Here is a 12,703-nt window from a genome sequence, read left to right as displayed (position 1 = left end):
GTACAAGGTGACCGAGGATCCCTCGAAGCCGAAGAAGTACGTGCTCGAGATGTTCCCGTACCCCTCGGGCGACATCCACATGGGACACGTGCGCAACTACACCATCGGCGACGTCGTCGCGCGCTACTACAAGATGCGCGGCTTCGACGTGCTGCATCCCATGGGTTGGGACGCGTTCGGCCTGCCGGCCGAGAACGCGGCCATCAAGCGCAACAGCCATCCGGCCAAATGGACCTACGCCAACATCGACACGCAGAAGGCCAGCTTCAAGCGCATGGGCTTCTCGTACGACTGGGACCGCACCGTGGTGGCGTGCGACCCCGAGTACTACCGCTGGGGCCAGTGGATCTTCCTGCAGTTCTGGAAGCGCGGTTTGGTCGAGCGCCGCAACAGCCCGGTGAACTGGTGCCCGAACTGCGCGACGGTGCTCGCGAACGAGCAGGTCACCGAGGGCGAGTGCTGGCGTTGCCACGGCGCGGTGGAGAAGCGCGACCTCACGCAGTGGTACTTCAAGATCACCGACTACGCCCAGGAGCTGCTGGACGACCTCGACCAGCTGGACGGTTGGCCCGAGCGCGTCAAGCAGATGCAGGCGAACTGGATCGGCCGCTCCGAAGGCGCCGAAATCGACTTCGTGCTGTGCGGGCCCGACGGCGAGGCTCCTGCCGAGCCGACGGCCGACGACGTGATCACCGTGTTCACCACGCGTCCCGACACCTTGTTCGGCTGCTCGTTCTTCCTGCTGGCGCCCGAGTACAAGGGTCTTATGGAGCTGGTGGAGGGCACTGAATACGAAGCCGCCGTGCGCGAGGTGGTGGAAGGCGCCGCCAAGGTGAGCGCCGTCGAGCGCGCCCAGGGCGACCGCGAGAAGCACGGCGCGTTCACCGGCCGCTATATGGTGAACCCGGTGAACGGGGAGAAGGTGCCCGTATGGGTGGCCGACTACATCGTCAGCGACTACGGCACCGGCGCGGTCATGGCCGTGCCGTGCGGCGACCAGCGCGACTTCGAGTTCGCGCGCAAGTACGACCTGCCCATCATCCCCATCATCCTCGGCGAGGACGATCCGCTGTATCCCCAGCTCAACGGCGTGCAGGAGCGCCGCGTGACGTCGGTCGATTGGGAAGCGGCCTACGATGCCGAGGGCGTGCTGGTGCAGTCCGGCAAGTACACCGGCATGGTGGGCGGCAAGCATTCGCCCGCCGTCAATGCGATCATCGGCGACCTCGCGGCCGAGGGCAAGGGCAAGAAGACCGTGCAGTTCCGCCTGCGCGATTGGCTGATCAGCCGTCAGCGCTACTGGGGCAACCCCATCCCGGCCGTGCACTGCCCGGAATGCGGCCTCGTGCCCGTGCCGGAGGAGGACCTTCCGGTGCGCCTGCCCGAGGACATCGACCTGGCCGCAGGCGAGACGCTTGCCACGCACGAGGCGTTCGTGAACACGACGTGCCCGGTATGCGGCGGCCCGGCGAAGCGCGAGACGGACACGATGGACACGTTCACATGCTCCAGCTGGTACTACCTGCGCTACACCGATCCGCACAACGAGGAGCTGCCGTTCGCGCCCGAGAAGGCGAACCGTTGGATGCCCGTCGACCAGTACATCGGCGGCATCGAGCATGCCATCCTGCACCTGCTGTACAGCCGCTTCTACACGAAAGTACTGCGCGACCTGGGGCTGCTTGAGTTCGACGAGCCGTTCTCGAACCTGTTGTGCCAGGGCATGGTGAAGGACGAGCACGGCGAGACGATGTCGAAGTCGAAGGGCAACGTCATCGCCCCCGAGGACATGATCGCCGAGTACGGCGCCGACGCCGTGCGCGCCTACATCCTGTTCATGGCGCCGCCCGACAAGGACCTGCTGTGGGACGAGGGCGGCCTGGCGGGCATCTACAAGTTCATGAACCGCGCATGGCGCATCGTGAACGACCTGATGGGAGCCGCCGACGAGGAAACGCTGTACCAGCCGGGCGCGTCCGAGGACGAGGGCATCAAAGCGCTCGAACAGCTGGTGCGCGAGCGCCATCGCGTGGTGGGCAAAGTCGTTGACGATTTCGACCGCAACAACTTCAACACGGCGCTTGCCGCCATCATGGAGCTGACGAACGCGGCGAGCGACTATCTGCGCAAGTGCTCGCCTGAAGAGCGTGCCGGTTGCGAGGGGTCGCGGGCGGTCGATGCCGAGGTGGCCGAGGTGTTGGTGAAGCTGCTGGCTCCGTTCGCGCCGCATTGGGCCGAGGAACTGTGGCATGCGGTGCTGGGCAAGGACGGTTCGGTGCACACGCAGCCGTGGCCTGAATTCGATCCCGAGCAGGCCAAGGCTGACGAGGTCGAGCTGGCTGTGCAGGTGAACGGCAAGGTGAAGGCCAAGATCATGGTGGCCGCCGATGCTGCCGAGGACGACATCAAGGCCGTAGGCCTTGCAGCCGTCGAAGCGGCGCTCGAGGGCAAGGACGTTAAGAAGGTCGTCGTGGTGCCCGGCCGCCTGGTGAACATCGTCGCGAAGTAGAGGACGCGCGGCGCGCCTGCGGGTGCGCGCGTTGTGGCATAGGAATGCGAGGGCGGCTCGGGTATTCGGGCCGCCCTCGCTGTATTCGGAACGCGGGCTGGCTGATTTTGGCACAAATTCACGGGTAGGGGAATGATAGGGGCCGAATCGGCCAGGTTTGAGCGAGTGGGACGAGCGTACGGCCAGGTCGGCCCCTCGCGACCGGCAACCTGACGGCCGGATGATTCCCCTACCCGCAAATTCATGCCAGAATGTGGTATCGTGCGTTCATGGATATGCTTATCGGACATATATCGGCGCTTGAATATTGGCGCACGGTGGGCGAACGTTTCTTGCGAACGGGTCGCCAGCGCCGAGCCGCTACGAGACGGGCCCGCGCCGTGATGGCGGCGAAGGAGAAGCCCCGCATAGGCGAAGGGAATCGGCGTCCTGCAGGATGCGCCCTTCCCTTGCACGTGCTGATTGCCGATGCATGCGTTCGCACCGAAACCGAGGGAGTGGTCACGCATACCTGGGGAAGCCCGTTTCCCGACACTGCATTCGCCGAAGCGGGCGAGGGGTTTTTGATGAGCGCGCCGGAATTCTGCTTCCTGCAGATGGCGGGTTGCCTGTCGCTCGTCCAGCTGATTCAGCTGGGATTCGAGTTGTGCGGCACGTACGCCCTCGTCGGGAGCGCCCCGGTGGTTCGCCGTGCCGCCCCGTTGACGACGAAGGCCAAGCTAGCTGCTTTTGTCGAGCAGTCATCCGGGGCGCGCGGTTGCAAGAAGGCGGCTCGTGCCGTGCGGTACGTCCAGGACGGCGCAGCCTCGCCGATGGAGACCATGCTTGCCATGATGCTGTGCCTGCCCTACGGTCTGGGCGGTTACGGTTTGGAGAAGCCGCTGATCAACCATCGTGTCGACGTGCCTTCCAGCTCTAAAAGGCTGGCCGATCGCGCGTACTGCGTATGCGATCTTTGCTGGCCGGAGGCGAAGCTGTGCGTCGAGTACGATAGCGCGCGGTACCACGTCGACCCCGATCGGCAAGACAGCGACGCGCGAAGGCGCAGCACGCTGATCGCGTTGGGCTACACCGTGGTCACGGTGACGCGCGGCCAGGTGATGGACGCCGGCGCGTTCAATCGCTTGGCGCATCAGCTGGCCAAGCAGACGGGCAAACGGCTTCGGTACAGCGACCCGGATTTCACGCGCAAGCACCGCGCATTGCGGTCGGAGTTGTTGCAGACATTCGCACTCAAGGAGGATGCGCGATGAGCGTGTTGTTCGAGGAGATGGAAATAGGCTCGTTGCGGGCGAAAAACCGACTGGTGCGAGCAGCCACCTACGAGGCGTTAGCCGATGACGGTGGGCATATGACTCCTGAGCTGACGGCGATCTACGAGGAGCTTGCCGATGGCGGGATAGGTACGATCATCGTGGGGTATGCACGCGTTATGCGAAACGAACAGCCGAATCCTCGGATGCTGGGCATCTACGACGACTCGTTCGTTCCCGAATTCCGGGCATTGACGGACATGGCTCACGCGCATGGGACGGCTATCGTATCGCAGATCGTATACGGCGGCTCGGCGACGAAGCTCCAGCCGCCCAGCAGGCGCATCCTCGGGCCGTCGGCCGTCGCCAACCCGAAGACCGGCATCGTGCCGGTGGAGGCCACGGTTGCCGATCTGCATGAGCTCGCCCAAGCATTCGCCGACGCGGCGGCCCGTGCTCAAACTGCCGGATTCGATGGCGTCGAGCTGCATGCGGCGCACGGCTACCTGCTCAGCCAGTTCTTGAGCCCCTTGCTCAACAGGCGCCGCGACGAGTACGGCGGTGCCCTGCGGAACCGTGCCCGCTTCCTTGTCGAGGTCGTCGACGCTGTGCGCTTGCGAGTGGGTGCGACGTTCCCGCTGATCGTGAAGCTGAACAGCTCCGACGGCGTGGAGGGCGGCCTGACTGAGGACGACAGCATTGAAGCGGCGAAGCTGCTGGCGGCTCACGGCGCGTCGGCTATAGAAGTGAGCGGGAACTGGCGGAACTGCCGTGTGCGCGACTTCGATGGAGAGCCGTTCTTCGCTCCCTATGCGAAGCGGCTTGCGTGCGAGGTCGACATTCCCCTGATCCTTACCGGAGGCAATCGGCGGCTCGATGCGATGGAGCGCCTTGTTGTTGAAAGCGCCGGCGGCATAGCGGGTTTCGGTCTTTGTCGGCCGCTTATCTGCGAATCGCGACTGGCGCGACGCTGGCGGGTCGATCCGCAGGCGAAGCCCCGCTGCGTTTCGTGCGATAAGTGCAGCACCACGCCGGGCCATCGCTGCATCTTGGAATGAAACAAGGGAACGGGGTTTACGACTCATAGCCCGCGATGAGTCGTAAACCTCGTTCCCTTGTCTCCCTTGTCTCCTCGAACCCGCGCAATTCTCATGTAATCGGCTTCAAGTTTCGATGACGGCCGCGGAATGCGTAGCGGGTTCGGTGCGGGATTTGCTATCATCGACGCTTATGACGCGACGCAAGAAACATGGATGGTTGAAGACGATGCTGGGTTTGATGCTCGGATGCATGCTCGTGGTCGTCGCCGTGTTCGCGGCGACGAACGTGGCGACCATCGCCACGACCAAAGATCGTATCGTCGAGCCGCAAGCGGCGGTCGGCTTCGATGCCGACGCGATCGTTGTGCTGGGCGCATCCGTGTTCGCCGACGGCACGCCGTCGGGCATCTTGCGGGATCGGCTGGACGACGGCATCGCGCTCTACAAGGAAGGTGTGGCGCCGAAGCTCATCATGAGCGGTGACAACAGCACCGTGTCGTACAACGAGGTGCAGGTTATGAAGGATTACGCCATTTCCCAAGGCGTGCCGAGCTACGACATCTTCTGCGACCATGCAGGCTTCTCCACGTACGAGAGCATGTATCGTGCGAAGCACGTGTTCGGCGCCGAGCGCATCGTGGTGGCCACCCAGACCTATCATCTGTATCGTGCGCTGTACGCCGCGCAGGGTCTTGGCCTCGAGTCCCTCGGCGTGGCCAGCGACTACCATGACTACTCCAAGCAGCTCCAGTACGATCTGCGCGAGATCCCCGCGCGCACGAAGGACTTCTTCAAGACGCTGTTCAAGGTACCTTCGACGTTCGTGGGCGACCCCATCAGCCTCGATCAGTCCGGCGACGTCACCGAGGGCTGACGGGGAGTGTCAGAGGTGCGTCAGGGGCGCGCGATTCTCACGCTAGCAGCGCCAACAGCGCCTGCGCTTCGCAGGTCACCGGGTCGAGGACGGGGATGCCGACGGCTCGTTCGAGCTGCGGCGCCAAGCCGATAGTCGAAAACCCCGTGCAGGCGAGCGCGATGACCGCTGCGCCTTCTTCGCGCAGGCGTCGAGCCGCCGTGACAGCGGCGTGTTGACCTGCGGGCGTGTTCAGATCGCGCGTGTCGCGAACGCCGTCGGGTACGAGGTTCGCCAACAGACGCTCGCCTAAGATGCGCGGGAACGCGGGCGGCGCGTCCGGCGTGATGCCGATGACGCCTACCGGCCCCTCGTGAAGCGCCGCGGCGGTGGCCATGCTTTCGCCCGCGCCCACCACCGGCACGCCCACGATGGCGCGCGCTTCGGCTACGCCGGGGTCGTCGGCGCAGCTCACTATGATGCCGTCCGCTTCCTGTTCGACCAGCTGACAGGCAAGCGCAATCACTTTAGGTTCGGCAGTGCGCTTCGTAGCGGCATCGTGCACGCCCTCGGGTTGATCGGGAATGCAGCGCGACACGACGCGCACCTGAGGAAACGCACGCTCGATGAGCAGCCCATGCGCGTCAGCCTGTTCTTGATCCTGCGTGATGACGCGGATGACTCCTACAGTCCAGGTGGGGTGAAAAACGGTATCCATGGCGATCACTCGTACTTTTCGATAAGGTCGATGAGATCCTGCTTCGAATGCAGGGCGGTCTTTTCCAGGATGCGCCGCGTGTGCGTGCGCACGGTGCTCTCGGACACGAACAGCGCCTCGGCGATCACCTTGGCCGAGCGCCCGCGCGCCAGGTAGGGGAGCACCTCGGCTTCGCGGCGGGTCAGCCCGTAGTACGAGGCTATCTGCTCGAGCACGTCGCCGTCGGGCTCGGAGGCGGATTCGTCGCCTCGCGCTTCGTCGGCGGAGGCGATCTGCTGGCGGGGGCAGGCGGCTCCGCATCCCGCTGCGCACGAAACGGCCGCGGCTTTCCCTTCGGCGTCTTTCGCCTTGCTGGCGCCGAAGCTCAAAAACGAGAACCGATTGCCGCCCTGCTGGAACAGCGCCAGCATGGCCAGCACGTAGACCGCGCCCACCGACACGCCGATGACCAGCATGGATGGGCTTTCGGGGATGAGCATCACCACGTAGCCGATGCCGATGCCCACCAGTCGTGCGATGATGGACACCCCTCGCACGATGCCGCCTACCACGAAGCCCGACACGCTGAAGTCGTATGCGGTCGACGCCACCATATACCAGATGATCACGTCGAATACGCCGTAGCACGCGCTCATTACCGTGTTGAGCTCCACCGGGTACGTACTCCAGAACATCGGCATGAGCGCGAACAGCACCACGAGAATGGGCACGATCACCTTGAACGTAAGCGCCAGATCGGTGCGGCGTCGCGCGAACAGCACGAGCCCGATGAGCGCCACGGCGGCCACGATGTTGGCGATAAGCGGCAGCCGGTGAGCCTCGTAAGCCGAGTCGACTGAAGCCACGGTCATCTGCCACACGTAGCCGAACAGGCACGACAGCACGAGGCTGGCCACGATGAGACTGACCAGCGAGCCGAGCGCCGTGCGGTAACGCCCCGAGTCGGCCGTGATTGCGGGCCGATCGTCGGTTTCTTCGCGGTTGCAGCGCGTCAAGCACAGCTGCGAGAGCACGGGCAGCGGCAACATGAGCAGCAGCGCCGGAACCCCCAGCTCCTCCGAGCAGAACGAGAACGCGACGAACAACAGCGCGGTCAACAACAGCACAACGGGCAGATAGAACGAAGTGCGCGACGGATGCATGCGCCCGAGGCACTCGGCCCAGCTTCCCCAGAAGTAGCCGTATCCCACGCCGGCTAGAACGGAGCCCAGCACGAGCGGGACGACGGCCATCGTCTCCGTCAGCAATCCGGCGCTTCCGGCCATGCCCGAGCCTGTCATCAGCACGAGCCCTGTCACGATGCTCACCGTGAACGCCGAAGCGGGCAGTTTGTCGTAGAAGGAGTGGTCGCGTTCCGTGCGCGAGGCCACCAGGAACAGCGTGGTCATGTTCGCGACGAACGAGATGATCACGACGAGCGTCTGATATCCCGTGGTGTTCACCGGCCCCGACAGCAGGATGGAGCTGCGGAACGTGAGCATGCTGCATGCCCAGAAGAAAGCGAGGCCGAGGTGGCGTATACGAAGCGTTTTCCACACCATGCGCATGCTGCGTCGATCGCGCGGGCGCGATAGGCGTTCAGGCATGAACAATCCCTCCTCGTCCTTGGCGCCGCCTGTTTCTCTGAGAACGGCGCATGGCTCCCTTTCATCTTGGAAAAGCTTATCATCAGCGCAAACAATCAAATCATCAATAATTGATGATACTGTCCCGAGACCCTCATCATAGCATTGCCCACGCCGAAGGAAGGGGGCTGCGATGATCGACGGGCAAAATGATACCATAGTAATAGGATTACAGGCGTGCGCTCCGGTTTTCGCGACCGGCTCGATTGACGACGCAGCGGAGGCCGGCGAAGAGGGCTCGTGCTGCAACGGGTTCCAAGTCGATTGGCTGTCCGAAGACGTTCGCCGCTTGCTCGCTGCTCACGGCTTTACCGCCCCCGATCCAGTGGATAGCGTCGCGCGCCGCATGGTGGAGCGCGAGGTGCTCACGCCGGGCATGCCGCTTGCGGCCATGCCGGTGGAATCGCTCTACAAGCCGTGGACGTCTTTGCCGGGCTCGCAGTTCGGCGGAGCGCGAGGGCTGTACTTGGGCGATGCGGCGCGCCATGTGCAGGCGCTCTACGAAGCGCTTAAGGTGGAGATTCCGAAGCGTTTCGCGGCGATGCCCGACCACCTGTCTCTTCTGTGCGAGCTGCTTGCGCTCTACATGGAAGCCGGCAACAAGGAGGCTGCCCGCCTGCTTGCACAGGATCACTTCGACTGGCTCGACGCCTACGACGCGGCGCTCGACGAGCGCGCGGAGCGGGCGGCCTCGGCTTCGGCCTTCGACGAGGAGGAGCGCGCCGCTCTGGCGCGCGGCATCGGCCAGGTGCGCGCGTACGTTGCGCTTCTGGGCGAGCTCGCGCGACATGCGGGGCAGGGCGCACCGACGCCGAACGAGGCGAAAACGGCACCAACAAGGGAGGAAAGAAAGGAAGCGAAATGAACTCATCCGTAACACGGCGGACGTTCCTCAAGGGGTCGGCGGCCACGGCGGCGCTGGCTGCGACGGGCGCGGGCGTGTGCTCTCTCGGCGCATGGCAGGCCGAGGTGGCTCACGCCGAAGGCTCGTACGAGCGCAAAGAAGGCGCATCGCTCTGCAACGGCTGCTCCAGCAAGTGCGGCCTCGTGGCCACCACGCTGGGCGGCCAGCTGTTCACGCTGCGCGGCAGCGACGTGCATCCCTACGCCAAGGGCACCATCTGCGGTCGAGGTCACGGCGTGGCGCAGATCGCCTATTCCGACGAGCGCCTGACCCAGCCCATGCGCCGCGCGGCCGACGGTTCGTTCGAAGCTATCGACTGGGACACCGCGTTTTCCGAAATCGGCGCCAAGGTGAAGGACATTCTGGCCAAGAACGGCCCCGAAGCCCTGGCAATCGTCCAGGATCCGCGCCCTTCGGGCAAGGAGTACTCCAAGCGCTTCATCAACGCGCTCGGTTCGGCCAACATCTACACGCACGGCGCGGCCTGCAACTCCTCGAAGGAGGCGGGCTTCGCGCAGACCATCGGCACGGGCAACTTCTCGGTCGATTTCGGCAACTCCAAGATGGTCGTGTTCATCGGTCGCAGCTACGGCGACGGCATTCGCCCCTCGTCGGTGCAGAGCCTGGCCGCCGCGGCCGACAAGGGCACGCGCATCGTCATCGTGGATCCGCGCCTCAACAACTCGGGCATCTTCGCCACCGACTGGGTGTCCATCAAGCCCGGAACCGACCTGGCGTTTCTGCTGGGTATCTGCAACGTGCTCATCGAAGAGGACCTGTACGACCATGAGTTCGTCGAGCAGAACGCCGTGGGCTTCGACGAGTTCGCCGCGCAGGCCAAGGAGTACACCCCCGCGTGGGCCGAGCAGCAGTGCGGCGTGCCGGCGGCCACCATCGAGGAGATCGCCCGGGCGCTTGCCAAGGCCGCTCCGGCCGCGGCCGTCGAGGCTTCGTGGCGCGCGGCGTTCGGATGCGCGCATCAGAACTCGTTCGACACCGCCCGCGCGGTGACGGCGGTGAACGCGCTTCTGGGCAGCTGGGGCGCGAAGGGAGGCGCGCTGCTCACGTCCTCGCCGAAGGCGGGCGACATCGACAAGCAGAAGTTCCCCTCCGCTCCGAAGCCCGAGGCCAAGCGCGTGGGCGACAAGGAGTACCCGCTCGCTCCCAGCGGCATGGGATCGAACCTGGCCGTGCTGCAGGCGGCGCTCGACGGCGCTATGAAGGGCGTGTTCTTCTACAACTCCAACGCCGTGCAGGGCTACGCCCAGCCGAAGGTGTGGCGCGAGGGGTTGGAGAAGACCGATCTCGTGGTCACCATCGACGTGCAGATGTCCGAGACGGCGCTCGCGTCCGACTACGTGCTGCCCGAGTGCACCTACCTCGAGCGCATGGAGCTGCCCGAGTTCATCGGCGGCAAGAAGCACTACGTGGCCATGCGCACGCAGGTGCTCGAGCCCATCCACCCCGAGACGAAGCCGTGCGACGAGATCTTCGCCGGCCTGGCCGAGGCGTGCGGCGTGGGCGAGTACTTTCCGTTCACGGTGGAGGAGCTTGCGGCTGCCCAGCTTGAGACGGTGGGCGTGAGCCTGGACGAGCTCAAGGAGAAGGGCATCGTGGAGCTTTCCGATCCCGGTTTCGAGTACAAAACCCCCAAGTTCAAGACCCCGACTGAGAAGTTCCAGTTCTCGTCCGAGGCGGTGGGCGAGGCGGGCCTCAACCCGGTCATCGGCTGGACGCCGCGCCTCGTGGAGCCCAAACAGGGCGAGTTCTACCTGGTGGGCGGCAAGCAGGGCATCCACTCGCACACGATGACCCAGAACGTGGCCACGATGAACGCCATCTCGCGCGAGTACGGCTTGGAGCGCGCGTGGATCTCGGCGCAGGATGCGGCCGACCTGGGCATCGCCGACGGCGATATGATCGAGATCGCCTCGAGCGAGCATACCGGCCAGGTGGCGGCGCGCGTGACGCAGCGCATGCGCCCGGGCGTGGTGTTCCTGCCCACGCACTACGGCGGATCGTCGCCGTACCAGAGCCGCGCGTACCAGTTCGGCTTGAACATGACCGATTTCGTGCCGTTCCACATGGAGCCCGGCACGGGTGCCACCATGAGCCAGGAAGTGGCCGTCACGGTGAGGAAGGTGGAGGCGTAACATGACCCGCTACGGAATGCTCATCAACACCAAGAAATGCGTGGGCTGCTACGCCTGCCGCATGGCGTGCCAGATGATCAACAAGCTGGAACCCGAAGAGGCGTTCATCAGCTACAAGGAGATCGAGCAGGGAACGTATCCCAGCGTGTACGCCGAGACCGTGCCCGTGCAGTGCATGCACTGCGAGAACGCCCCCTGCCAGCAGGTGTGCCCGACGCACGCCACCTACACCACCGAATCCGGCGTGGTGCTGGTAGACGAGGAGAAGTGCATCGGCTGCAAGTACTGCATGGCGGCGTGCCCCTACGGCGTGCGCATCCAGATCGAGAAGACCGGCGTCATCGAGAAGTGCCGCTTCTGCTGGTACGAGGGCGAGCCGGGCAACCCGCCGGCGTGCGTGGGCACCTGCATCTCGGGCGTGCGCGTGTTCGGCGACCTCGACGATCCCGACAGCGACATCTCGCGCGAGATCGCCCGCACGAACGCCCAGCCTATCGCGGGCGACCTGACCGAATCCAAGATCTATTACGTGAGGTGATGAACCATGGTTTGGGGACCTATGATCGCATGGTACCTGTTTCTGGCCGGCGCGTCGGCAGGTGCCTTCCTGACCTCGGCTTTCGTTGAGGTGAAATATCCCGAGAGCGTGAAGATGCGCGTGGCCGGCCGTATCATCGCCCCAATTTTCCTGGGGATCGGCCTGGTCATGTTGATGCTGGACGCCGAAGCCGGCCTGCACAACCCGCTGCGCTTCTTCTGGCTCATCGCTAACCCCGGTTCCGTGATGACGCTGGGCGTGTACTTCATCTGCGTGTTCATGCCGGTGGCGCTGGTTTCCGCGCTGCTGGAGGTGCTGAAGAAGCGCGTGCCGAAGTGGCTCACGTGGATCGGCATCGTGTTCGCGTTCGCCGTGGCGGCCTACACCGGCTTCCTGCTGGGCGTGGTGAAGGCGTTCCCGCTGTGGAACAACGCGGTGCTGCCCATCCTGTTCGTGGTATCGGCGCTGTCGGCCGGCCTTGCGGCCACGTCGCTGGTTGGCCTGCTGGTGGATCGCGAGCGCTTCGAGCAGATGTGGCTGATCAAGAAGTCGCATGTCATCCTGTCGGCCATCGAGATGGTGGTGCTGGCCACGATGCTGGTCATCGTGAGCGCCGGCAGCGTCGAAGGTGCGGCGTCGGTGTACTCGCTCGTGGCCGGTCAGTACGCTCCGGCGTTCTGGGGAGGCATCGTGCTTCTGGGCCTGGTGGCTCCGTTCATCATCGAAGGCTACCCGGTGTTCATCACGAAGCGCGTCGAGACCTCGATGACTTCGATGGTGGTCAGCGTCATCGGCGAGGCGGGCGTGCTGGTGGGCGGCTTCATGCTGCGCCTGCTGGTGGTTCTGTCGGCGCTGCCGGTGCTGTACCTGTAGAAGCCGCCGTATCGAGCGGGCATCATGACATAGCATTGCCTGACAGGCGCCGCACCCCTCCGCGGCGCCTGTCTCTTTTTGCGCGCGGCATCCAGCGGGTCGATTGTCGCTCGAAACGGTCGGAATCGTCGCGGAAACCGACCGTTTCGAGCGACGGCGCGCGGATGTCGAGGGGCGTCGGGGAGGGGGAGATGTCAGCGGTATTTCTCGATGAGGTCGATGACCTGCTGTTTGGAG

At 64.6% G+C, this 12,703-nt stretch carries 10 protein-coding genes; 8 read left to right on the top strand and 2 right to left on the bottom strand.

All coding sequences use genetic code 11. The annotated features are described in order from the left end of the window. From leuS to ACMO6A_RS12570, 4 genes are all read left to right on the top strand, one after another. Window positions 1-2,509, top strand: a 2,509-nt coding sequence (gene leuS, locus ACMO6A_RS12585; protein ID WP_418471353.1) for a leucine--tRNA ligase, incomplete at its 5' end; no start/stop codon positions are given. A gap of 383 nt (window positions 2,510-2,892) precedes the next feature. Beyond that, window positions 2,893-3,762: a hypothetical protein gene (locus tag ACMO6A_RS12580; RefSeq protein WP_009607947.1), complete on the top strand. Its 870-nt coding sequence runs from the start codon at window positions 2,893-2,895 to the stop codon at window positions 3,760-3,762. Next, complete coding sequence (locus tag ACMO6A_RS12575) at window positions 3,759-4,820, top strand: NADH:flavin oxidoreductase (protein ID WP_009608099.1); 1,062 nt, start codon at window positions 3,759-3,761, stop codon at window positions 4,818-4,820. Before ACMO6A_RS12580 ends, ACMO6A_RS12575 begins: the two co-directional genes overlap by 4 nt. A 208-nt stretch (window positions 4,821-5,028) precedes the next feature. Beyond that, window positions 5,029-5,676: a SanA/YdcF family protein gene (locus tag ACMO6A_RS12570; RefSeq protein ID WP_050792419.1), complete on the top strand. Its 648-nt coding sequence runs from the start codon at window positions 5,029-5,031 to the stop codon at window positions 5,674-5,676. A 37-nt stretch (window positions 5,677-5,713) separates the two neighbouring features. Here ACMO6A_RS12570 and ACMO6A_RS12565 read toward each other — a convergent pair whose 3' ends face one another. Together ACMO6A_RS12565 and ACMO6A_RS12560 are read right to left on the bottom strand one after the other, a co-directional pair. Next, complete coding sequence (locus ACMO6A_RS12565) at window positions 5,714-6,373, bottom strand: aspartate/glutamate racemase family protein (RefSeq protein ID WP_156996094.1); 660 nt, start codon at window positions 6,371-6,373, stop codon at window positions 5,714-5,716. A 5-nt stretch (window positions 6,374-6,378) separates the two neighbouring features. Next, window positions 6,379-7,959, bottom strand: a complete 1,581-nt coding sequence (locus tag ACMO6A_RS12560; protein ID WP_086414994.1) for a response regulator transcription factor — start codon at window positions 7,957-7,959, stop codon at window positions 6,379-6,381. 172 nt (window positions 7,960-8,131) lie between these two features. Between ACMO6A_RS12560 and ACMO6A_RS12555 the strand changes: the two genes are divergently transcribed. Genes ACMO6A_RS12555 through nrfD form a run of 4 tightly spaced genes read left to right on the top strand, consistent with a single transcriptional unit; the run spans window position 8,132 to window position 12,466 of the window. Next, window positions 8,132-8,863: a molecular chaperone TorD family protein gene (locus ACMO6A_RS12555; RefSeq protein WP_009306060.1), complete on the top strand. Its 732-nt coding sequence runs from the start codon at window positions 8,132-8,134 to the stop codon at window positions 8,861-8,863. Then, a complete protein-coding gene (locus ACMO6A_RS12550) occupies window positions 8,860-11,055 on the top strand; it encodes a molybdopterin-containing oxidoreductase family protein (RefSeq protein ID WP_086414993.1) in 2,196 nt (731 codons plus the stop codon). Before ACMO6A_RS12555 ends, ACMO6A_RS12550 begins: the two co-directional genes overlap by 4 nt. Before the next feature lies 1 nt (window position 11,056). Then, window positions 11,057-11,593: a 4Fe-4S dicluster domain-containing protein gene (locus ACMO6A_RS12545; RefSeq protein ID WP_009306064.1), complete on the top strand. Its 537-nt coding sequence runs from the start codon at window positions 11,057-11,059 to the stop codon at window positions 11,591-11,593. A gap of 6 nt (window positions 11,594-11,599) precedes the next feature. After that, complete coding sequence (gene nrfD / locus ACMO6A_RS12540) at window positions 11,600-12,466, top strand: NrfD/PsrC family molybdoenzyme membrane anchor subunit (protein WP_009306066.1); 867 nt, start codon at window positions 11,600-11,602, stop codon at window positions 12,464-12,466. Window positions 12,467-12,703 lie beyond the last annotated feature (237 nt).

Source organism: Eggerthella sp. (genome assembly GCF_048329335.1).
Lineage (GTDB): Bacteria > Actinomycetota > Coriobacteriia > Coriobacteriales > Eggerthellaceae > Eggerthella > Eggerthella lenta.
Note: the sequence above shows the minus strand (reverse complement) of the source record. Positions and strands in the feature narration are given on the sequence as shown.

Excerpts from the sequence above, each read along its gene's own strand:
- ACMO6A_RS12550 (WP_086414993.1), top strand. The coding sequence starts at position 8,860 with ATGAACTCATCCGTAACACGGCGGACGTTCCTCAAGGGGTCGGCGGCC.
- ACMO6A_RS12575 (WP_009608099.1), top strand. The coding sequence starts at position 3,759 with ATGAGCGTGTTGTTCGAGGAGATGGAAATAGGCTCGTTGCGGGCGAAA.
- ACMO6A_RS12555 (WP_009306060.1), top strand. The coding sequence starts at position 8,132 with ATGATCGACGGGCAAAATGATACCATAGTAATAGGATTACAGGCGTGC.
- ACMO6A_RS12570 (WP_050792419.1), top strand. The coding sequence starts at position 5,029 with ATGCTGGGTTTGATGCTCGGATGCATGCTCGTGGTCGTCGCCGTGTTC.
- ACMO6A_RS12545 (WP_009306064.1), top strand. The coding sequence starts at position 11,057 with ATGACCCGCTACGGAATGCTCATCAACACCAAGAAATGCGTGGGCTGC.
- nrfD (WP_009306066.1), top strand. The coding sequence starts at position 11,600 with ATGGTTTGGGGACCTATGATCGCATGGTACCTGTTTCTGGCCGGCGCG.
- ACMO6A_RS12580 (WP_009607947.1), top strand. The coding sequence starts at position 2,893 with ATGGCGGCGAAGGAGAAGCCCCGCATAGGCGAAGGGAATCGGCGTCCT.
- ACMO6A_RS12565 (WP_156996094.1), bottom strand. The coding sequence starts at position 6,373 with ATGGATACCGTTTTTCACCCCACCTGGACTGTAGGAGTCATCCGCGTC.
- ACMO6A_RS12560 (WP_086414994.1), bottom strand. The coding sequence starts at position 7,959 with ATGCCTGAACGCCTATCGCGCCCGCGCGATCGACGCAGCATGCGCATG.